20 protein-coding genes are annotated in these 22088 nt (G+C 37.5%); all 20 read left to right on the plus strand.

Annotation, left to right across the window (positions count from 1 at the left end; translation table 11 throughout):
• The first annotated feature begins 4 nt into the window (after positions 1 to 4).
• A complete protein-coding gene (gene infB, locus JOC86_RS16735) occupies positions 5 to 2200 on the plus strand; it encodes a translation initiation factor IF-2 (protein WP_205174047.1) in 2196 nt (731 codons plus the stop codon).
• Positions 2200 to 2478: a DUF503 domain-containing protein gene (locus JOC86_RS16740; protein ID WP_205174048.1), complete on the plus strand. Its 279-nt coding sequence runs from the start codon at positions 2200 to 2202 to the stop codon at positions 2476 to 2478. Before infB ends, JOC86_RS16740 begins: the two co-directional genes overlap by 1 nt.
• Positions 2479 to 2499: 21 nt before the next feature.
• Entirely contained in the window at positions 2500 to 2862 is a 363-nt protein-coding gene (rbfA, locus tag JOC86_RS16745; protein ID WP_205174049.1) for a 30S ribosome-binding factor RbfA, read from the plus strand.
• Positions 2863 to 2965: 103 nt separating this feature from the next.
• Positions 2966 to 3874: a tRNA pseudouridine(55) synthase TruB gene (truB, locus tag JOC86_RS16750; protein ID WP_205174050.1), complete on the plus strand. Its 909-nt coding sequence runs from the start codon at positions 2966 to 2968 to the stop codon at positions 3872 to 3874.
• Between the two features lie 18 nt (positions 3875 to 3892).
• The gene (gene ribF / locus JOC86_RS16755; RefSeq protein WP_205174051.1) at positions 3893 to 4849 is read left to right on the plus strand and encodes a bifunctional riboflavin kinase/FAD synthetase; all 957 of its coding nucleotides are present in this window, start codon (positions 3893 to 3895) and stop codon (positions 4847 to 4849) included.
• Between the two features lie 169 nt (positions 4850 to 5018).
• Entirely contained in the window at positions 5019 to 5288 is a 270-nt protein-coding gene (rpsO, locus tag JOC86_RS16760) for a 30S ribosomal protein S15 (RefSeq protein WP_205174052.1), read from the plus strand.
• A gap of 280 nt (positions 5289 to 5568) precedes the next feature.
• Positions 5569 to 7689 carry a polyribonucleotide nucleotidyltransferase gene (gene pnp / locus JOC86_RS16765; RefSeq protein WP_205174053.1) on the plus strand — a complete coding sequence of 707 codons (2121 nt, stop codon included), beginning with the start codon at positions 5569 to 5571 and terminating at the stop codon, positions 7687 to 7689.
• Positions 7690 to 7884: 195 nt separating this feature from the next.
• On the plus strand, positions 7885 to 8886 hold the full coding sequence (locus JOC86_RS16770; protein ID WP_205174054.1) for a polysaccharide deacetylase family protein: 1002 nt from the start codon (positions 7885 to 7887) through the stop codon (positions 8884 to 8886).
• Between the two features lie 29 nt (positions 8887 to 8915).
• Positions 8916 to 10154 (plus strand): M16 family metallopeptidase, encoded by a 1239-nt coding sequence (locus JOC86_RS16775; protein WP_205174055.1) that lies wholly within the window; start codon positions 8916 to 8918, stop codon positions 10152 to 10154.
• A 286-nt stretch (positions 10155 to 10440) separates the two neighbouring features.
• Positions 10441 to 10677, plus strand: a complete 237-nt coding sequence (locus tag JOC86_RS16780; RefSeq protein WP_205174056.1) for a YlmC/YmxH family sporulation protein — start codon at positions 10441 to 10443, stop codon at positions 10675 to 10677.
• 588 nt (positions 10678 to 11265) lie between these two features.
• Entirely contained in the window at positions 11266 to 12144 is an 879-nt protein-coding gene (gene dpaA, locus JOC86_RS16785; protein WP_205174057.1) for a dipicolinic acid synthetase subunit A, read from the plus strand.
• An 18-nt stretch (positions 12145 to 12162) separates the two neighbouring features.
• The gene (gene dpaB / locus JOC86_RS16790; protein ID WP_239587648.1) at positions 12163 to 12756 is read left to right on the plus strand and encodes a dipicolinate synthase subunit B; all 594 of its coding nucleotides are present in this window, start codon (positions 12163 to 12165) and stop codon (positions 12754 to 12756) included.
• A 243-nt stretch (positions 12757 to 12999) separates the two neighbouring features.
• Positions 13000 to 14046, plus strand: a complete 1047-nt coding sequence (gene asd, locus JOC86_RS16795) for an aspartate-semialdehyde dehydrogenase (protein ID WP_419096084.1) — start codon at positions 13000 to 13002, stop codon at positions 14044 to 14046.
• Between the two features lie 100 nt (positions 14047 to 14146).
• Entirely contained in the window at positions 14147 to 15391 is a 1245-nt protein-coding gene (gene dapG, locus JOC86_RS16800) for an aspartate kinase (RefSeq protein WP_205174059.1), read from the plus strand.
• Between the two features lie 15 nt (positions 15392 to 15406).
• Positions 15407 to 16273: a 4-hydroxy-tetrahydrodipicolinate synthase gene (dapA, locus tag JOC86_RS16805; RefSeq protein ID WP_275583413.1), complete on the plus strand. Its 867-nt coding sequence runs from the start codon at positions 15407 to 15409 to the stop codon at positions 16271 to 16273.
• A gap of 131 nt (positions 16274 to 16404) precedes the next feature.
• Entirely contained in the window at positions 16405 to 16941 is a 537-nt protein-coding gene (locus JOC86_RS16810) for a glycerol-3-phosphate acyltransferase (protein ID WP_205174061.1), read from the plus strand.
• A gap of 282 nt (positions 16942 to 17223) precedes the next feature.
• Entirely contained in the window at positions 17224 to 18006 is a 783-nt protein-coding gene (locus JOC86_RS16815) for a ClpP family protease (RefSeq protein WP_419096085.1), read from the plus strand.
• Positions 18003 to 18206, plus strand: a complete 204-nt coding sequence (locus JOC86_RS16820; protein ID WP_205174062.1) for a YlzJ-like family protein — start codon at positions 18003 to 18005, stop codon at positions 18204 to 18206. The genes JOC86_RS16815 and JOC86_RS16820 overlap by 4 nt, the downstream gene beginning before the upstream one ends.
• A 323-nt stretch (positions 18207 to 18529) precedes the next feature.
• Positions 18530 to 20878 carry a DNA translocase FtsK gene (locus tag JOC86_RS16825; protein ID WP_205174063.1) on the plus strand — a complete coding sequence of 783 codons (2349 nt, stop codon included), beginning with the start codon at positions 18530 to 18532 and terminating at the stop codon, positions 20876 to 20878.
• A gap of 456 nt (positions 20879 to 21334) precedes the next feature.
• Positions 21335 to 22060 (plus strand): GntR family transcriptional regulator, encoded by a 726-nt coding sequence (locus tag JOC86_RS16830; RefSeq protein WP_205174064.1) that lies wholly within the window; start codon positions 21335 to 21337, stop codon positions 22058 to 22060.
• Positions 22061 to 22088 lie beyond the last annotated feature (28 nt).

Raw genomic sequence — 22088 nt, forward strand, 5'->3', positions numbered from 1 at the left:
ACATATGAGCAAGATGCGTGTATATGAATATGCGAAGAAAGTCAATGTTTCAAGTAAGGATATTATTTCAAAACTAAAAGACATGAATATTGAGGTATCAAACCATATGGCAACAATTGAAGAGGAGACAGTCAACAAGTTAGATCATACGTATAATAAGTCAACAGACACAAAAGAAAACATGGGTACTAAATCGAGAGGGAATTCACCACAAAATAGTACGAATTCAGTGAATGAGAATGACAACTCCCCTTCTAAAGAAAAGGTTAAATCCGCTCCTAAAAATCGTGAGGGCAAAAAGCATTCCCAAGAGACTCAATCTAAGGAGAAAAAGGTCTTCAATAACAATAATAATACCAATAAAAAAGGCCGAAACAACCGAAACAATAAAAAACAGAATCGTAATGTGAAGTCTACCTTTGTTCCAACTCCACCAAAGAAAAAAGAATTACCTGAAAAGATTACCTTTACAGAATCCTTGACGGTTGCTGAACTTGCGAAAAAGCTGCACAGAGAGCCATCGGAAGTAATCAAAAAGTTATTCATGCTTGGAGTCATGGCAACGATCAATCAAGATCTTGAAAAAGAAGCGATTGAACTAATAGCAACTGATTATGGTGTAGAAGTAGAAGAAGAAATTTTAGTAGATAATACAGACTTAGACACATACTTCACAGAGGATGACGAAGGCAGTGTAGAAGAAAGACCTTCTGTTGTAACGATTATGGGTCACGTTGACCACGGGAAAACAACACTTCTTGACTCAATCCGTAACACGAAAGTGACAGAAGGAGAAGCTGGCGGAATCACACAACATATCGGTGCCTATCAAGTTACAGTAGATGGAAAGAAAATAACATTCCTAGATACACCTGGACATGCTGCATTTACAACAATGCGCGCTAGAGGAGCTCAGGTAACAGATATTGCGATTATTGTTGTGGCTGCTGATGATGGTGTTATGCCGCAAACAGTAGAAGCCATCAACCATGCAAAAGCTGCTGAGGTTCCAATCATTATTGCTGTAAATAAAATGGATAAAGAAGCTGCGAACCCTGATCGTGTCATGCAGGAGTTAACAGAATATGAATTAGTTCCTGAAGCTTGGGGCGGGGACACGATTTTCGTTCCACTTTCTGCATTAAGCGGAGATGGAATAGATGACTTATTAGAAATGATTGTTCTTGTAAGTGAGGTTGAAGAGCTTAAAGCGAATCCAAACAGAAATGCCATTGGAACTGTAATTGAAGCGCAATTAGATAAAGGCCGTGGATCAGTGGCTACGCTACTTGTCCAAAACGGGACGCTGCGTGTTGGAGATCCTATCGTTGTAGGAAATACATTTGGTCGCGTTCGTGCAATGGTGAATGATTTAGGTCGTCGTGTTAAAGATGCTGGACCATCCACACCAGTTGAAATCACTGGATTAAATGATGTACCACAAGCTGGAGATCGTTTTGCTGTACTTGATGATGAAAAAACAGCACGAGCAGTAGGGGAATCGCGTGCACAACAAGCTCTGCAGGCACAACGAAGCGAAAAATCTAGAGTAAGCCTAGACAACTTGTTTGAACAAATGAAACAAGGGGAAATGAAAGAACTAAACCTTGTATTGAAAGCAGATGTTCAAGGTTCAGTTGAGGCTCTCGCAGCATCTCTTCAAAAAATTGAAGTAGAAGGTGTAAACGTTAAGATCATTCATACTGGCGCAGGTGCGATCAACGAATCTGATATTTCACTCGCAGCTGCTTCCAACGCAATTGTGATAGGATTTAACGTTCGTCCTGATGTTAATGCTAAACGTGCGGCTGAAGCTGAAGATGTTGAAATCCGTCTTCACCGCATAATTTATAATGTGATTGAAGAAATCGAATCAGCGATGAAAGGTATGCTTGATCCTGAATTTGAAGAAAAAATTATTGGTCAAGCTGAAGTTCGTCAAACATTTAAAGTGTCTAAAGTTGGGACAATTGCGGGAAGCTATGTAGTAGAGGGGAAAATCTCTCGTGATAGTGGCGTTCGTTTGATTCGAGACGGGATTGTTATTTTTGAAGGGGAGCTGGATGCTCTTAAACGCTTTAAAGATGATGCCAAAGAAGTGGCAAAAGGGTATGAATGTGGAATCACAATTAAGAATTTTAATGATATAAAAGAAGGCGATGTAATAGAAGCCTTTATTATGGAAGAGATTAAAAGATAATGATTCATTATGTAGAGTGTGAATGTATAATCCATGATTCTCATTCTCTTAAGGAAAAGAGAGCCGTGCTTCAGCGAGTGCTGACACGGCTCAAACAAAAATTAAATGTGTCCGTTTCAGAAATTGATCACCAGGATGTATGGCAACGGACTAGGATTGGGATTGTAGCAGTTGCATCTTCTTTGAAAGCGGCTGAAAAAGAAATAGACAATGCTCTTAAAGTGATTGACTCTTTTCCAGAGTGGGAAAGAGGAGAAACGGTGCATGAAACACGTTAAAATGAATTTGAGGTGATATTGATGAGCCATCGTGCAAATCGTGTTGGTGAACAAATGAAAAAAGAGCTCAGCGATATTATCGGACGCAAAATAAAAGATCCTCGTATTGGTTTTGTCACAGTTACTGATGTTCAAGTCTCTGGCGATCTTCAACAAGCAAAAGTTTATATTACAGTCCTTGGTGATGAAGAACAACGAGAAAATACATTAAAGGGTCTTGCAAAAGCGAAAGGTTTTATTCGTTCAGAAATTGGTGGGCGCGTACGTTTGCGCAAAACACCAGAGATTATCTTTGAATTTGATGAATCCATTAATTATGGCAATCGAATCGAATCAATTATTAAAAAAATTCAAGACGAAGATGAATACGAAGATCAAGACTGATTCATCTAATAATGTGGCTGTCTAATAAGGTGAATGGTGAATAAACCCTTATAAGGCAGCCATTTTTGTATGTAGAAAATGGTTTAAGTAAGGAGTGAAAGGCATGGATGGAATTCTGCCTTTATGGAAGCCAAAAGGTCTAACATCGCATGATTGTGTGTTCAAAGTAAGAAAGCTACTTAAAATGAAAAAGGTGGGTCATACTGGAACCCTAGACCCAGATGTAACAGGTGTTCTACCTATTTGTTTAGGAAGGGGCACTAAAATCGCTCAATACATTACCGATAGCGGTAAGTCCTACGAAGGAGAAGTAACTCTAGGTTTTTCAACCACTACAGAAGACGCTTCTGGTGAATTAGTGGAAGAAAAAAAAGTGAATCGCACGATAATGAGAGAAGAGATTATGTCGATATTCAATCGTTTGGAAGGAGAAATCACCCAAGTACCTCCTATGTTTTCTGCCGTAAAGGTAAATGGTAAGAGATTATATGAATATGCAAGGCAGGGGATAGAGGTTGAACGTCCATCAAGAGTAGTCCAAATCAAGTCCCTTACATTATTAGATGAAAGGCAGGAATTTAAGGGGGATCTCATTTCTTTTAAGTTTAGAGTTTCTTGTAGTAAAGGGACATACATACGTACGTTAGCCGTTACAATAGGCGAAAAGCTTGGCATTCCCGCTCATATGTCAGGGCTTACAAGAGTTCAATCTGCGTCATTTACTGAGGCAGACTGCGTGACACTTGAAGAAATTCAGACACTTATCGAATGTAATGAAATTTCAAAAGCAATCTTTCCGATTGAGGATGGTCTCTCTCATTTGCCGAAATGGGAAATTAGTGATACATTAGCAGAGAAAGTTAAGAATGGTGCAAGGCTAGAATTACCAGAGGATTGGCCAATAGATGAAGAAGTCGTAATGATGGAAAATGGAAAAGCGATTGCAATTTATCATGTTCATCCAGAAAAAGAAGGAACGATTAAACCGGTAAAAGTACTGTATAACGACTAGTGAAACAGGTGAGGAAAAGTGAAAATCATAACCATTCATCATCCCCATAGCTTCCATAAAGATGATTTTCCTCCGCTATCAATGGCATTAGGCTATTTTGATGGCGTCCATAGAGGGCATCAAAACGTGATGGGGAAAGCAAAGCAAATAGCTGATGAACAAAATTTGAAATCCGCTGTTATGACGTTTGACCCCCATCCTTCTGTTGTATTAGGTAGAAAACATAAACATGTTCAATTCATTACACCTCTTATAGATAAAGAAGAACTAATAAAGGATATAGGAATTGATTACCTATTTATCGTTAGATTCACTTCTGACTTTGCGAACTTGCAACCACAAGAGTTTGTTGATCAATATCTAATAAAATTCAATGTAAAGCACGTTGTTGCGGGATTTGATTATAGTTATGGCAGGCTTGGGAAAGGAACGATGGAAACTCTCCCGTTCCATTCGAGGGATCTTTTTTCTCAAACCACTGTCAGTAAATTAACAGATGGTGATGTGAAAGTAAGTTCTACATTAATAAGAGATAGGTTAGGAAATGGGGATATGACAAAGGTTTCTACTCTTTTAGGACGCAATTATCGTACAAAAGGTACAGTCATTCACGGGGACAAAAGAGGGCGGAAGATAGGCTTTCCAACTGCTAATATTGAATTATCAGAGGACTATATAATCCCTAATAATGGTGTATATTCCGTTAGAATCATGGTTCAAGGCAAATGGTATAATGGGGTGTGTAATGTAGGGTATAAACCAACATTTAACGATCCAGATCACGTCTCACTCTCGATTGAAGTCCACATATTTGATTTTGAAGGAAGTATATACGGTGAGGAAGTAATTGTCGAATGGCACGATCGCATCCGATCTGAGAAAAAGTTTAACGGAATCGATCAGTTAATCGATCAAATTGAAAAGGATAAATTAACTGCTATTCACTATTTTTCTGCCTATTCCCATAAAGAGTAAAAGGGTTTCATTCCATTTTGGCAGATTTATCGGACTAACCCTTGCATTTTAACAGAAATAGTAGTATTCTATTAAACGTATGACATGAACCGTTGCTTGGCAACACGATTCTCCAACGTTTGCTCAGTAATAGGGGATTTTCAGAAAGAAATTTTAGGAGGTGAATAGGATGGCTATCACTCAAGAGCGTAAAAACGAACTAATCAGTGAGTATAAAACTCATGATAATGACACTGGATCACCAGAAGTTCAAATTGCTATCCTTACAGAAGAGATCAATAATCTGAACGAACATTTACGTACTCACAAGAAAGACCACCACTCTCGTCGCGGTCTTTTGAAAATGGTAGGACGTCGTCGTAATCTTTTAACTTACTTACGTAATAAAGACGTACCACGCTACCGTGAGTTAATCAACAGACTAGGCTTACGTCGATAATGATTCTAGGAAGCGGGATTTATTCCCGCTTTTTTCTTAGAAAAAATTTCCAGTAGAATGCTACCTTACGAATCATTTCAATTGTGGCATTCTTATTTATTTCATACCTCTAAAAATTCTTTATTATTTATAAATAACGGAATACTTTTATGAACATTTTGACCACAATACATAATAAATGCCTATTTACAATGCTTTTCAACACATCGTGTTTTGAATAGATTTAATTCAGTCAATGATCTTCTTACTAGTAAGAAGCGAGATAAGAGAGGGGTTTAATATGGAACAAACGAAACAAGAATTCTCCATAGATTGGGCTGGCCGTCAAATGACAGTTGAATATGGTCAACTGGCTAAACAAGCAAACGGTGCAGTATTAATTCGTTATGGTGATACAGTAGTATTAAGTACAGCGACAGCTTCAAAAGAACCAAAGCAATTAGACTTTTTTCCACTTACCGTAAATTATGAGGAACGTCTTTATGCAGTAGGTAAAATCCCTGGAGGGTTTATTAAAAGGGAAGGACGTCCAAGTGAAAAAGCAATTCTTGCAAGCCGCTTAATTGACCGACCGATTCGTCCATTATTTGCAGATGGATTTCGAAATGAAGTACAGGTCATTAGCATCGTCATGAGTGTTGATCAAAATTGTTCTTCTGAAATGGCTGCAATGTTTGGATCCTCACTTGCATTAAGTGTATCCGATATTCCATTTGAAGGGCCTATTGCAGGCGTTGTAGTCGGCTTAATTGATGATCAGTTTGTCATTAATCCAACAGTTGAAGAGCTTGAAAAAAGTGAAATCAATTTATCCGTTGCGGGTACAAAAGATGCTATTAACATGGTTGAGGCTGGAGCAAATGAAGTCTCAGAAGAAAAAATGCTTGAAGCTATTATGTTTGGCCATGAAGAAATTAAGCGACTTATTGCCTTCCAAGAAGAAATAGTTGCAAAAGTCGGGAAAGAAAAAATCGATGTTACTCTTTTTGAGCTCGATAAAGATATTGAATCTTCCGTTCGAGATATGGCTGGACAAGAACTTGTTTCGGCAATCCAAGTTCAGGAAAAACATGCTCGAGAAGCTGCGATAAAAGAAGTAAAAGAAAAAGTCATTACCTCATATGAAGAAAAAGAATCAGATGAGGAAACACTTAAACAAGTTAAAAAAATCTTAGATAAACTTGTGAAAGAAGAAGTTCGTCGTCTTATTACTGAAGAAAAGGTTCGCCCAGATGGCCGTAATCCTGATGAAATTAGACCTTTATCTTCTCAGGTTGGCCTCCTGCCGCGTACACACGGCTCCGGTTTGTTCACCCGTGGACAGACACAAGCCTTAAGTATTTGTACTCTTGGTGCATTAGGTGATGTTCAAATCCTGGATGGTCTAGGTATTGAAGAATCAAAAAGATTCATGCATCATTACAATTTCCCACAGTTCAGTGTAGGTGAAACAGGACCTATTAGAGGACCGGGTCGTCGTGAAATCGGACACGGTGCACTTGGCGAACGTGCTCTTGAACCAGTTATTCCAAATGAAAAAGATTTCCCATATACAATTCGTCTTGTGTCTGAAGTGTTAGAGTCCAATGGATCTACATCACAAGCTAGTATATGTGGAAGCACACTTGCAATGATGGATGCTGGAGTTCCAATTAAAGCACCAGTAGCTGGAATTGCCATGGGACTTGTAAGTTCAGGTGAACATTATACAATTCTGACAGATATTCAAGGAATGGAAGACTTCTTAGGAGATATGGATTTTAAAGTTGCAGGTACATCTAAAGGTGTAACGGCTCTGCAAATGGATATTAAGATTGAAGGTCTTTCTCGCGAGATTTTGGAAGAGGCTCTTCTTCAAGCGAAACGTGGACGTATGCATATTCTAGAAAGTATGCTATCGACTATTTCTGAATCACGCCAACAACTTTCTCAATATGCACCTAAGATCCTTACAATGGCTATAAAACCTGATAAAATCAGAGATGTTATTGGACCAAGCGGGAAGCAAATTAACAAAATTATTGAAGAAACTGGCGTAAAGGTCGATATTGAACAAGATGGTACAATTTTCATTTCATCTGTAGATGAAGAAGCTAATAAAAAAGCTAAGAAAATCATCGAAGATATCGTTCGTGAAGTTGAAGTTGGCCAAATGTATCTAGGTACAGTGAAGCGTATCGAGAAGTTCGGTACCTTTGTTGAAATCTTTAGTGGAAAAGATGGGCTTGTCCATATTTCTGAGCTTGCAGAAGAAAGAGTACGTAAAGTAGAAGATGTCGTTTCAATTGGAGACGAGATTCTTGTAAAAGTAATTGATATTGATAACCAAGGTCGAGTAAATTTATCTCGTAAAGCTGTCCTTAAAGAGCAGCGTGAAAAAGCGGAACAAGAACAAAAATAGTGATTTAAAATGAGTTGACCATAAAAATATTCGATCTATTTCCTATCAGGATAGATTTGAAATTATGGATCAGCTCTTTTTTATTAGACCCCATCTGATAAGATCTTCATATTCTGTTTAATCTCGGTTGATGTACAGTTCTACCTCGTCCCGTTCCTTCATATGAATGTAAGGAAGAGGAAGGTGAAAACCATAATGGGAAAAAAACACTTGATTGGAATAGTCTTCATTGCTATTCTAACGATATTGGTTGTTTCGAATCCGTTATCATCTCAGTATATATCGTTATTAAAAGAAGAATCGGTAACTGTATCAGGGGGGGAAAAGAGTACATTACTTCTACAAATTCAAGAACAGGCTGAAAATTTTGAAATTCCTGCGAAGGATGCTAAAATTGATCCTGTTTGGAAAGCAAGACCAGGATACAATGGTTTAAAGGTGAATATTGAAGCATCGTATGAGAAAATGAAAAAAAAGATGAAATTTGATCAAGAGAAATTAGTTTTTGAAGAAGTATCTCCTAAGATTCATCTTAATGATTTACCGCCATCACCAATTTATAAAGGCCATTCAGATAAATCCATGGTTGGTTTGATTATAAATGTTGCCTGGGGAAATGAATATATACCTGACATGCTTTCAACCTTAGAAAAAAATAAAGTTTCTGCAACATTTTTTCTGGAAGGAAGATGGGTAAAAAACAATCCCGATTTAGCAAAGATGATAGCAGAAGCAGGCCATGAAATTGGAAATCATTCTTATACACATCCTGATATGAAGACCCTTTCTGCAACAAGGTCAAAGGAAGAGCTGGAAAAAACAACAGAGATAATCGAAGGGACGACTGGGAAAAAGGTAAAATGGTTTGCTCCCCCAAGTGGAAGCATTAGGGATGAAGTTGTAAAAATAGCTGATGAAATGAATATGGGAACCATTATGTGGAGCATAGATACAATAGATTGGCAAAAACCACGCCCAAGCGTGATCATCCAGCGTGTAACATCAAAACTTCATAATGGCGCATTGATTCTTATGCACCCAACACAATCCACTGCTAGTGCACTTCCGATTCTCATTCATGAAATTAAAGAAAAGAATTTCCGGTTAGGAACCGTTTCTAATGTATTAAAAGAAGAAAGAATTGAACAAGGTGGAAATAAATCTCTAAAACAAGGAGAGATTAATACTAAACAGTAGATGTAGGCAACAAGACAGGAGGACTAACATTGATTAAGAAATATACTTGTCAAAACGGACTAAGAATTGTACTAGAGGAAATCCCGACTGTTCGATCTGTAGCAATTGGAGTTTGGATTAATGCAGGGTCTAGAAACGAACATGTTAAAAATAATGGTATTTCACATTTTCTTGAGCATATGTTTTTTAAAGGCACAAAATCCCGTTCAGCTCGTGAAATTGCTGAATCGTTTGATAGTATTGGAGGGCAAGTAAACGCTTTTACCTCAAAAGAATATACTTGTTACTATGCCAAAGTACTGGACACTCATGCTTCATATGCTCTTGATATCCTTTCAGATATGTTCTTTCATTCAACATTTGTTGATGAAGAGTTAAAGAAAGAAAAAAATGTTGTCTATGAAGAAATAAAAATGTATGAAGATACCCCCGATGATATAGTGCATGATGTATTAAGTAAAGCTGTTTATGAGAATCATTCATTGGGATATCCAATCCTTGGAACAGAAGAAACTCTAGAAACTTTTTCAAGAGATACATTAAACGAATACATGCATGATATGTATACTCCTGATCAAGTTGTTGTATCGATTGCCGGAAATATTCAGGAGTCATTTATAAAAGAGGTAGAAAAACTGTTTGGAAATTATAAAGGCGGCAGTAGACCTGAAAAAGCAGAAAAACCTGTATTTCACAGCAATAAGATTGCTCGTAAAAAAGAAACAGAACAGGCTCACCTTTGCATAGGGTATAACGGATTACATATCGGACACGAAGATATTTATAGCTTAATTGTACTGAATAATATATTAGGTGGGAGCATGTCTTCTCGTCTTTTCCAAGAAGTTCGTGAACAAAGGGGACTAGCTTATTCCGTTTTCTCTTATCATTCAGCCTTTGAAGACAGTGGAATGTTGACGATATATGGAGGAACTGGAGCAAAACAATTAGATCAATTATTTGATACCATTCAATCTACATTAAATTCCTTTAAACTAGAGGGAATAACTTCTAAAGAACTTTCAAATAGTAAGGAACAGCTAAAAGGGAACTTAATGCTAAGTCTTGAGAGTACAAACAGTCGAATGAGTCGAAACGGAAAGAATGAATTACTTCTTAAACGACATCGTTCTCTTGATGAGATAGTCGAAGAAATTGATAAAGTAACAGATATAAGTGTTAATAAGCTTGCCAAAACTCTTTTCACAGATGAATATTCAGTAGCTCTAATCAGCCCAAATGGAGAAATGCCTAAAAATATAGGGTAGTACTTTTGAAAAACGGGGCTGTCTCAAAACTAAGGTTCGGGAGCCTTATCTTCAAAATATAGAAGAAATCCTCAAAATATCTTCATATTTAGAAGTTGATAATGGTTCCGGCACCTATTGGGACAGCCCCGTTTTGTTTCGTCTATGGAAGGATTGAAATTAAATCAAATTAATCAGTTAACCGCCATAAAAATCATTAATGCATAGTTTGTATAGACTTTTGTTCTAAAAAGGAAAAGCCTAATATACATTTTAGTATAGAGCAATAAAAAGGAGGTTTCTTACTTTGAGATTAAGTGAACTGAGTGGGAAGGAAATTGTTGATTATAAAAGGGCGGAACGTTTAGGAGTCTTAGGTCAAACTGATTTGGAGTTTAATGATAAAACAGGTCAAATTGGTGCACTAGTCATTCCGACTGGTAAATGGATGAGGAAGCAAAGCAGTGAAATTCGAGTACCATGGCATCAAATACGTACGATTGGAACGGATATGATTATCCTCGAGGTGCCTGATCGGGATTAATAACTCTAATTGTTGTAGAGTATCCAAAATAAGTTATAAGGTTTATATAGGATCTAGTTTCTTCTTTAGATTGCAGTTGTGAATTCTAACAAATTATTATACACGGTTGGATAGATGAAATAATAACAATATAAAAACTTGAGCACTTTCCATTCTAAATACCTCTAAGCTAAGAAGCCCAAAGTCAATGGCGAGCCATCAGGGAGGGAACCCCCGTCCTTCATGGCTCGTCTTTTCCTAATTCTCAAGGCACTTTTTATGTAGATTGTTGCTTTACCAAATTAAAGGTCTTATAAATAGTGAAATTGGCAAATCGTCACTTGGTTCATAGTCCCTCTTCTCACTTCTGACATTAAGCACAAAATTACAGGAAACTTACTTTTCTTCTAAAAGGAAGCAAAGTTCGTGAAAAGGATTCTTGAATTTAGGTACAAGCGTCTTTTATTTTTCGAAGGTTCAAATATCCCCTTTTTCCTCTATTCTTTCTTATCTTCACTCACCTATTCCAGATTACATTCATACACTGTTGAAGTGATAACCTTATATTTCTAGTAATTCGATTATGGATAAAAGAAGGTGAAAGTGTTGATGTTGACTGGAATGCAGATCGCAGTATTAGGCGGAGATGCTCGTCAACTCGAGATCATTCGTAAGCTTACAGAACTTGATGCAAAACTATCCTTAGTTGGTTTTGAACAGTTAGACCATGCATTTACAGGTGCGACTAAAGAGAAATTAACTGAAGTGAATTTTAGTGAGGTAGATGCCATTATTCTTCCCGTACCCGGAACCAGTCTTGACGGGGATGTAGACACGATTTTTTCAAATGAAAAAATCAAAATAACAGAAGAGATACTTATGCAAGCTCCTTCTCATTGTGTAGTTTATTCAGGAATAACCAATCGTTACCTTGATGATATTATTCAATCCTCTAATAAAAAACTAGTTCAACTATTTGAGCGGGATGATGTCGCCATTTACAACTCAATCCCAACGGTTGAAGGAACGATCATGATGGCGATACAGCATACCGACTTTACAATTCACGGATCAAATGTTACCGTACTCGGCTTAGGTCGTGTTGGAATGAGTGTGGCACGTACTTTCCACCATTTAGGGGCGAGAGTAAAAGTTGGAGCGAGGAAAAGTGAACACCTAGCAAGAATCTCTGAAATGGGTTTAACTCCTTTTCACTTAGATGACCTACAAAACGAAGTAAATGACTGTGATATATGCATAAATACAATCCCGGTATTAATTGTTACAGCAAATGTAATTGCCAAAATGCCTTCTCATACATTAGTCATTGATCTAGCTTCCAAGCCAGGTGGAACGGACTTTAGGTATGCAGAAAAAAGGGGTGTAAAAGCATTATTGGCCCCAGGACTTCCAGGCATAGTCGCACCGAAAACAGCTGGTCAAATTTTAGCAAATGTATTATCTCAGTTGTTAGAAGGTGACAAGTAAAAGAAAGGGGAATTCATTATGGGTGTAAAGGGTAAAAGAATTGGTTTCGGGCTAACAGGCTCACATTGTACGTATGATGCCGTTTTTCCCGAAATTGAAAAATTAGTTAATGAAGGAGCAGAGGTCATTCCTGTTGTAACTAGTACCGTAAAGAATACTGTTACTCGGTTTGGAGATGGAGAAGATTGGATAAGAAGAATAGAAGAGGTTACTGGCCATAAAGTTGTAGATACGATTGTAAAGGCTGAACCACTTGGTCCAAAACTTCCTCTTGATTGCATGATCATCGCTCCTCTAACAGGTAATTCCATGAGTAAATTTGCAAATGCCATGACAGATTCTCCAGTATTAATGGCTGCAAAAGCTACATTGAGAAATCACCGGCCAGTCGTTTTAGGTATTTCTACAAATGATGCACTCGGTTTAAATGGAGTTAATCTTATGCGTTTGATCTCGACAAAGGATATTTATTTTATTCCTTTTGGCCAGGATGATCCCGAGAAGAAACCAAAATCGATGGTGGCCCGAATGAATATGTTACAAGAAACTGTAGAAGCAGCAATGGAAGGAATACAATTACAACCCGTTGTTGTTGAACGGTTTTTAGATTAACTATATAGAAGGCTTGACTACTACCATCCCCTATTTTTTAGTAGTTAGCCTTCTTTTATTGCGATTTAGGAAAACTTCTTCAAAGTGTATACTGGTTAATCATATCGAATGGAAATAATATACACTTTATTTTTTTCATGCAAATTTATATTGTCAAACAATTGTTTATGTTAGAATATTCTTTATTACGATAAACCATTGAACTGTTTTATGACATGTTTACAAGGAAGGGGAAGATTAAAGATGGTATCCAGTTATCATGTAGCTGTTGTAGGTGCAACAGGTGCGGTAGGACAGCAAATGATTCAAACACTTGAAAGTAGGAATTTTCCAATTGCCAAATTAACATTACTTTCTTCTGCACGTTCAGCAGGTAAGAAAGTAGTATATAAAGGTGAAGAGATAACTGTACAAGAAGCAACTCCAGAAATGTTCGAAGGAGTAGATATTGCTTTATTTAGTGCAGGGGGAAGCGTTTCTAAAGAACTAGCTCCTGAAGCGGCAAAACGAGGAGCGATTTGTATCGACAATACTAGTGCATTTAGAATGGATCCCGATGTACCCTTAGTCGTTCCGGAAGTAAATGAAGAAGATATTAAGAATCATAAAGGAATAATTGCTAATCCAAATTGTTCAACCATTCAAATGGTTGCAGCATTAGAACCGATTCGCCAGAAATTTGGATTAACCAAAGTGATCGTATCCACTTATCAAGCAGTTTCGGGAGCAGGAGCTGCTGCCATTGAGGAACTTGAAGAGCAATCAAAGGCGATTCTTAACGGTGAGGATTTCACCCCTGAAGTTCTTCCGGTAAAAGGAGACCAAAACCATTACCAAATTGCGTTTAATGCGGTCCCTCAAATTGATAAGTTTCAAGACAATGGCTATACATTTGAGGAAATGAAGATGATTAATGAAACGAAAAAGATTATGCATTCTGAAGAATTAAAGGTAGCTGCAACTTGCGTGAGGTTACCAATTGTAACAGGACATTCTGAAAGTGTGTATGTTGAAGTAGAACATGAAAATGTATCTGTAAAAGATATCCATGAAGTCCTTTTAGATGCACCAGGAATTGTTTTAGAAGATGAGCCGCATGAGCAAATTTATCCTATGCCTGCTAATGCTGTTGGTAAAAATGATGTATTTGTAGGGCGTATCAGAAAAGACCTAGATGATGATAAAGGAATCCACCTTTGGATTGTTTCAGATAATCTCTTAAAAGGAGCTGCATGGAATTCTGTTCAGATCGCTGAAAGTGTAGTTCGTCTTGGCTTACTAAAACATTAATAAAAGAAGAGGTTACTCTATATATCAATGAACTTTATTCGTATCACTATTCTAAGGCATACCTCTCATTAGACTCTAGAAATGCAGGCGAGGTGTCGAAATGAAACTAACAGTTCAAAAGTATGGTGGTACATCCGTACGTGATGAGAACGGTCGTTTAAAAGCAATTTATCATATTAAGGAAGCCTTATCACAAGGGTATAAAGTCGTGGTAGTTGTTTCTGCAATGGGAAGAAAAGGAGATACCTATGCTACGGATACTCTTTTAACTCTCATCAATGGGAACAAAACAAAACTGAGCAAAAGGGAGCAGGATTTGCTTTTATCATCTGGGGAAATTATCTCTAGTCTAGTTATGACGAATATGTTATTAGAGGAAGGAATTTCTTCAGTTGCTCTCACTGGCGCTCAAGCTGGGTTCCGTACGAATCAAGATCATACAAACGCAAAGATTACTGACATGAAATGTGATCGTTTGCTAAATGCATTAAGAATACATGATGTTGTGGTTGTTGCTGGTTTTCAAGGGGTCGCACCGAATGGAGATGTTACAACTATTGGTCGTGGAGGTAGTGATACCTCAGCAGCTGCACTTGGAGTGACGCTAAAAGCAGAATGGATCGATATTTTTACAGATGTTGAAGGGATTATGACCGCTGATCCGAGAATTTCAGAAAAAGCTCGTCCATTATCTATTGTTTCATATAATGAAGCTTGCAATATGGCTTACCAAGGAGCAAAGGTGATTCATCCAAAAGCTGTCGAGATGGCAATGAGCGGTAAGGTTCCCATTAGAATCCGTTCAACCTATTCAGATAGTCCTGGAACATTAGTCACTTCAATTAATAGAGCAAAAGAAGAATTAAAATTTCTAAAGAGGCCAGTTACTGGTATTGCCCATGTTAATCATGTATCACAACTGAAAGTGTTTGCTAAAAAAGATCAATATAACCTACAGGCTGAAGTTTTTAAAGCAATGGCAAATGAAAATATTAGTGTCGATTTTATCAATATTTCTCCTACTGGAGTTGTGTATACCGTCTCAGAGGAAATGACGGCACGTGCCATCCAGACGTTAAAAACATTAGGTCATGAACCAATCGTTGAGAGAGAATGTGCAAAGGTTTCGATTGTTGGTGCAGGGATGACCGGAATTCCAGGAATTACTTCAACAATCGTTTCGGCATTGTCAGAAAAAGGAATTCGAATTTTACAATCAGCAGATAGTCATACAACCATTTGGGTTCTGGTAAAAGAAGCAGATCTAAAAACAGCAGTTAACTCATTACATGATGCTTTTCAGCTTGAAGCAGAACCTTATACAATGGAATTAGATGAAATATAAAGGAGCGTGAAAGACTTGCGTTTTGGGCGAGTATCAACTGCAATGGTTACCCCTTTTGATCACAAAGGTAACATTGATTTTCAAAAAACCACACAATTAGTGGAGTATCTCATTAATAATGGAACAGACTCTCTCGTAGTTGCAGGAACAACGGGGGAATCTCCTACGTTATCATCAGAGGAAAAACTAGCTCTATTTCGTCATGTGGTTAAAGCGGTGGATAAACGTATCCCTGTTATTGCAGGAACAGGCAGTAACAATACGTACGCTACAATTGAATTAACGAAGAAAGCAGAACAAGCGGGTGTAGATGCAATAATGGTTGTCGCACCATATTATAATAAGCCGAGCCAAAGGGGAATGTATGAGCACTTTAAAACGGTTGCTGCTGCCACTTCTCTCCCAGTGATGCTCTACAATGTACCAGGTCGAACGGCTGTTACTATATCTGCTGAGACCATTATTGAGCTGTCGAAGATCGATAATATTGTCGCTGTGAAAGAAGCAAGTGGTGATTTAGATGCAATAACAGAAATTATTTCTAATACTGGTGATGATTTCTTACTTTATAGTGGGGATGATGCATTAACGCTTCCAGTTCTTTCAGTAGGTGGTGTTGGTATCGTTTCAGTAGCTTCACATGTTGTCGGAAATGAAATGCAAGATATGGTTTCTGCATTTTTGGAAGGAGAATTGGCTAAAGCAGCAAAACTTCACCAACGTCTTCTTCCGTTAATGAAAGGCCTTTTCACTGCTCCCAGCCCAACACCAGTCAAGACAGCATTACAATTGAAAGGGTTGGATGTAGGATCTGTTCGATTGCCTCTTATCCCCTTAACAGAAGAAGAAAGAATGAACATTTCAAGTTTATTAAAAAAATAACAACGATTTCCTATAATAAGAGGCCAGAATAGATCTGGCCTCTTATTTTATAAAAATAAAGGATTTTTAATATTTTTTATAGAAATGATTAAGTTCGAAAACAATACATAAAAATTGCGAAGTGAAAATGAATGATATTACTTATTGTTTTAATGGGTTATTGTTGTGGACAAATACTAACGGCCCATTTAATTGGGAAACTATTCTACAAACAAGATATTTTTAAAGAGGGGAGTCAAAATCCTGGTGCCCGTAATGCGGGTCGGGTATTCGGAAAATCTGCCTTTCTTCTAGTTCTTTGTGGTGACATTGTTAAAACAATTATACCTTTATGGATTGGGGAGTATTTTGGAGCTGGCATTGAGGAATTGGTATTAATTATGATATCTGTTGTTGTAGGGCATATGTATCCGATTGTATTCTCTTTTACTGGAGGGAAAGGAGTTGCTCCATTCTTAGGTGGACTCTTATTTCTTTCTCCATTCACTGTAGCTGTCACTGCAGTAATTATGTGTATTTCTTGGCCAATATTAGGTTTTACTCGTTCAGGGTTACTATCCTTATTAACGGTGCCTATATCATTTTATTTTTTTACAAAATCCTTTATGGGCTCCATTTTTCTTGGAGTGTTGATGATCATTGTGGTTATAAAACATCTAAAAAAATAGAAATAAAACGGACATTAAGGTTAGTTGATTAGTATTCAAACCTATTAAAAGGCTGTTTATTAAGGTTGGTTGGAACAGCAAGTGAGCAACTTGGAGAGGAAACCAACCTATTTACAAATGATAACAATGTTTACGAAAACTTCCTATAAAAATGATTATAACCTAAAGGTCATTCGCTCTTTTGTCAAATGCCAAGGTCATAATAAACTCCTTTTCCAAGTATGAAAACATTTCCTCAAAGGGATACTATACAATATCATTTGGAAGAAGGAGTGAAGCGTTATGAGTGATAATTATCAGATGGAAGGGTCTCAGGATCCACAAACTTCGCCTGGTTCTGAACCTGATAAAGGAGATCAAGATAAAGATAAAGACCAAAAATCTGGTTTGATGGAAAAGATTCAACAATTAGGCCAAACAAATGTCCCGCAAATGTCAAATGATTCAAATATTCATTGTTTAACCATAGTAGGTCAAATAGAAGGGCATATGCAATTACCGCCTCAAAACAAAACGACGAAATATGAGCACGTTATCCCACAGTTGGTAGCTATTGAACAGAACCCTAAAATTGAAGGGGTACTTGTGGTCTTAAATACTGTTGGTGGCGATGTTGAAGCAGGGCTTGCGATATCAGAAATGCTTGCTTCATTATCAAAGCCTTCTGTTTCGATTGTACTTGGCGGGGGTCATTCTATTGGGGTTCCAATTGCAGTTTCATGTGATTATTCCTTTATCGCAGGGACTGCTACAATGACCATCCATCCTGTAAGGCTTACAGGATTAGTAATTGGGGTACCACAAACCTTTGAATATTTAGATAAAATGCAAGAGCGAGTTGTTAATTTTGTCACGAAACACTCGAATATTACAGAAGATGATTTTAAAGATTTAATGTTTGCGAAAGGAAATCTAACGCGTGATATCGGAACAAATGTTGTGGGTCACGATGCTGTGAATTATGGATTAATCGATGGTGTAGGTGGTGTCGGCGAAGCTATCAAGAAATTAAATGAACTGATTTCACAAAATGGAGGATATAAGGAAGAAGGGATGATTCAATGATCTTGTATACAGTTATTCCAAATGAGCAAGTTTATCCTACTTCCGATGCTGATTATACAGGGCAGATGATGATTGAGCGACAAGGCATTCCAATGATTGTACAGCAAGTTGATCAACAATATAGAATCGTCCGATTAATGAGTAGTGATCCTGCTGATTACCTGATTGAACAATATTGTCCGGGGCAATATATAAAGTGATTTTTTCAAAAGACTGTTTTCTAAAATTTTGTTGCTACCCTGAGATGAGTCGGAAATACATTTTAGAAGCTTTGAGTAGCCTGAATACATATAGATTCCTGCGGGCAGTGGCCAAAGTGAGACCTCGAAGTGTCTCTAGGAGGCTCACGGTCAACCCGAAACCGAAGTGTATTCAGGCTGCGGGTTAAATCACAACAATCAGATGTTCTAAGAAAATGGATATGATATAATAAGATGGAAACAGCAGCCAATGTTGGCTGCTTTCTTCATCTTACATATAACTACATAATAGAAATACTGGAAAAGAATTTAGGTGATTGATAGTGGCAAAAAGAAAAAGAAGAAGAAAGAAGAAAACCTCAGATATAAAACAAACTGTTAAATATGAACTTATTGGTATGCTTCTTATCGCTTTAAGCTTAATCGCCATCATCGAATTGGGGGCAGTAGGAAAAGCATTTGTTTTTTTCTTTAGGTTTTTCCTTGGCGAATGGTACATTATTGCGTTTTTAGGAATGCTTTTTTTTGCAGGATATTTAATGATCAAAAGGCAAATTCCATACCTATTTAAACGAAGATTGGTCGGGATTTATATTGTGTTATTTAGTGCCCTGCTCTTAAGTCATGTGAAATTATTTGAACTTTTATCGAATGATGGTGCATTTCAAAATCCAAGTGTAATTACAAATACATGGGATCTATTTTGGATGGAAGTTAAAGGAGAATCAAGCACTTCTGATTTAGGTGGAGGTATGATTGGAGCTATCCTGTTTGCTGCTTCTCACTTTCTATTTGCCTCTCAAGGTACAGAAATAATTAGTATTGTTCTCATCATAATTGGAATTATTTTAATTACAGGAAAATCTTTAGGTGACTGGATTGGCAGAGTTGGAGGGAAAACCATCCATTTCATGAGTGATCAATGGAGTGCATTTAAAAATGACTTGTCCGAATGGAAAGATGAACGACAAGTGAAAAAAGAAGAACGTCAAAAGACTAAAGCTGATGAAAAAGCAAAAGCAAAAGAAGAAGTAATACAATTTCCTGAGAATAGCACAGAAGAGAAAACAGAACCGATTATTTCAAGTTTTGCAGAAAGGGCATATCCAGATGAAGAGCACAAACTTGATACTCAAAAAATCGAGGGTGAAAATAATAGCTATGATGTGGAAAAGACTCCCTCTTCTGCTATAGAAGAGGATCAGGCACCTCCAATTACCTTTACAGAATTAGAGAATAAGGATTATAAATTACCGCCAATTTCCTTATTAAAGAGGCCACAACAAACGGATCAGAGCAATGAATATCAATTAATTCATTCCAATGCAGCCAAACTCGAGCGAACTTTTCAAAGCTTTGGTGTAAAAGCAAAAGTAACTCAAGTTCACCTAGGTCCTGCAGTAACGAAATATGAAGTACACCCGGATGTTGGGGTAAAGGTTAGTAAAATCGTAAACTTAAGTGATGATTTAGCACTTGCACTTGCTGCTAAGGATATAAGAATTGAAGCACCAATCCCAGGGAAATCTGCCATTGGGATCGAGGTCCCAAATTCAGAAGTGGCAATGGTTTCACTCCGAGAAGTAATTGAATCAAAAGCGAATAACAAGCCCGATTCAAAGCTAATGATCGGTCTAGGAAGAGATATTACAGGGGAAGCGGTATTAGCAGAACTAAACAAGATGCCGCACATGCTTGTAGCCGGAGCAACAGGAAGTGGGAAAAGTGTTTGTATCAATGGAATTATCACTAGTATTCTCATGAGAGCTAAGCCACATGAAGTGAAAATGATGATGATTGATCCCAAAATGGTAGAGTTAAACGTATATAATGGAGTTCCGCATCTATTGGCGCCTGTGGTGACAGATGCCAAAAAAGCATCTCAAGCTCTTAAAAAAGTCGTTAGTGAAATGGAAAGGCGGTACGAGCTGTTTTCACATACAGGGACTAGAAACATTGAAGGATATAATGAATATGTAAAAAGACAAAATAATGATAATGACGAAAAGCAACCGTTACTTCCTTATATTGTCGTTATTGTTGATGAATTGGCAGATTTAATGATGGTTGCATCAAGTGATGTTGAAGATGCTATCACACGACTTGCACAAATGGCACGGGCAGCGGGTATCCATTTAATTATCGCTACTCAAAGGCCGTCAGTTGATGTTATTACTGGTGTAATAAAAGCAAATATTCCTTCACGTATAGCATTTGCAGTGTCTTCCCAAACCGACTCCAGAACGATATTGGACTCAGGAGGGGCAGAAAAACTTTTAGGTAAAGGGGACATGCTCTTTATGCCAGTTGGTGCATCCAAGCCTACCCGTGTACAGGGTGCCTTTCTATCTGATGATGAGGTAGAAGAAATCGTTGACTTTGTTATAGACCAACAAAAGGCACAGTATCAAGAAGAGATGATACCGGATGAAATTCCAGAGAATGAGAGTAGATCGGAAGTAGATGATGATGTCTATGAAGACGCAGTCCAATTAGTGGCTGAAATGCAAACAGCCTCCGTATCCATGCTACAAAGGAGATTTAGAATAGGTTATACAAGAGCAGCAAGATTAATTGATGAAATGGAAGTCCGCGGAGTAGTGGGACCATATGAAGGAAGTAAACCGAGGACAGTACTCGTGCCAAAGCCTTCAGATGAACAAACATCATAGAAAAAGGATGATTCAATAGAGTCATCCTTTTTTGAAGAGGTGGATGGTGCTTATAAACATGATCATCTTCCTTAGGAGGTATATGTATTAAATGGAAAATAAAAAAATTTAAGATATATGATGTCAGACGTCTAGTAAGGATATCCACTATTGTGTTATACTATTAAAAGCGTTTACATTTGTAAAGAAAATGTCTCCTGCTTGTTATAAATGAAAAATATTCGAGTTCCAATGTATTATTATTGTTTATACTGAAAAGGAAAGGGTTTTCATTCGAGGATTCTGCAATGAAAACTGGTTTTGCGAATTCTGAATATTGGTATTTTAGTGTTTTTTCGACAAAATCACACAATCCTATTTATTTTATTTTTGAAAAGTGTTATAGTATTTTCGATTAGTAGGAAAGAAATACGTCAGAGGTCTGATGTCTTGAGAAAATTTGGTGGTGGTTCCAGGATGACAATTAAAACGGATACGAGACATTTATACTTACAGGTCATAGATCGTCTAAAGAAAGACATCAAGGCAGGGGTTTATAAAGAGAAAGAAAAACTCCCGTCAGAATTTGACTTATCAAAACAGCTTGGGGTTAGTAGGGCTACTCTTAGAGAGGCTCTTAGAATACTAGAAGAGGAAAATGTCATTACTCGTCGTCATGGTGTAGGAACATTTGTAAACGCTAAACCGCTCTTTACCTCTGGTATTGAGCAGTTGAACAGTGTAACAAGTATGATTAAACAGGCAGGAATGGAACCAGGTACTATTTTCTTAAGCTCTAGCACTCAAGGTCCAACAGAGGAAGATGTCCGTAGGTTCAATTTTGAAATGGAAGAAGAAGTCGTGGTCATTGAACGTGTTAGAACAGCAAATGGTGAACCGGTTGTATATTGTGTCGATAAAATACCTGCTAGGGTATTCCCTCGCGCTTTTACACATGAAGATAATTCAATCTTTCATGTACTTGAACAAGAAGGAAACCGGAGAATCACACATGCTGTTGCTCAAATTGAGCCCGTTGGATATCATGATAAAATTTCTCCCATTCTTGAGTGTGAACCAGAAACGGCGATGCTTGTTTTAAAACAAATGCACTTTGATGACTTTGACGAGCCGATTCTATACTCTGTAAACTATTTTAAGGCGGATATGTTTAGCTTTCATGTTTTAAGAAAACGTGTTTAGCAAAAATTCACTAGTGTTTCTACTAACT

Origin of the sequence: Rossellomorea pakistanensis (assembly GCF_016908495.1) — a bacterium.
Taxonomy (GTDB): domain Bacteria; phylum Bacillota; class Bacilli; order Bacillales; family Bacillaceae_B; genus Rossellomorea; species Rossellomorea pakistanensis.

Excerpts from the sequence above, each read along its gene's own strand:
- JOC86_RS16830 (WP_205174064.1), top strand. The coding sequence starts at position 21,335 with ATGACAATTAAAACGGATACGAGACATTTATACTTACAGGTCATAGAT.
- JOC86_RS16810 (WP_205174061.1), top strand. The coding sequence starts at position 16,405 with ATGATATTACTTATTGTTTTAATGGGTTATTGTTGTGGACAAATACTA.
- JOC86_RS16740 (WP_205174048.1), top strand. The coding sequence starts at position 2,200 with ATGATTCATTATGTAGAGTGTGAATGTATAATCCATGATTCTCATTCT.
- rbfA (WP_205174049.1), top strand. The coding sequence starts at position 2,500 with ATGAGCCATCGTGCAAATCGTGTTGGTGAACAAATGAAAAAAGAGCTC.
- rpsO (WP_205174052.1), top strand. The coding sequence starts at position 5,019 with ATGGCTATCACTCAAGAGCGTAAAAACGAACTAATCAGTGAGTATAAA.
- JOC86_RS16815 (WP_419096085.1), top strand. The coding sequence starts at position 17,224 with ATGAGTGATAATTATCAGATGGAAGGGTCTCAGGATCCACAAACTTCG.
- dpaA (WP_205174057.1), top strand. The coding sequence starts at position 11,266 with ATGTTGACTGGAATGCAGATCGCAGTATTAGGCGGAGATGCTCGTCAA.
- JOC86_RS16770 (WP_205174054.1), top strand. The coding sequence starts at position 7,885 with ATGGGAAAAAAACACTTGATTGGAATAGTCTTCATTGCTATTCTAACG.
- truB (WP_205174050.1), top strand. The coding sequence starts at position 2,966 with ATGGATGGAATTCTGCCTTTATGGAAGCCAAAAGGTCTAACATCGCAT.
- asd (WP_419096084.1), top strand. The coding sequence starts at position 13,000 with ATGGTATCCAGTTATCATGTAGCTGTTGTAGGTGCAACAGGTGCGGTA.
- dapG (WP_205174059.1), top strand. The coding sequence starts at position 14,147 with ATGAAACTAACAGTTCAAAAGTATGGTGGTACATCCGTACGTGATGAG.
- pnp (WP_205174053.1), top strand. The coding sequence starts at position 5,569 with ATGGAACAAACGAAACAAGAATTCTCCATAGATTGGGCTGGCCGTCAA.
- JOC86_RS16820 (WP_205174062.1), top strand. The coding sequence starts at position 18,003 with ATGATCTTGTATACAGTTATTCCAAATGAGCAAGTTTATCCTACTTCC.
- infB (WP_205174047.1), top strand. The coding sequence starts at position 5 with ATGAGCAAGATGCGTGTATATGAATATGCGAAGAAAGTCAATGTTTCA.
- dpaB (WP_239587648.1), top strand. The coding sequence starts at position 12,163 with ATGGGTGTAAAGGGTAAAAGAATTGGTTTCGGGCTAACAGGCTCACAT.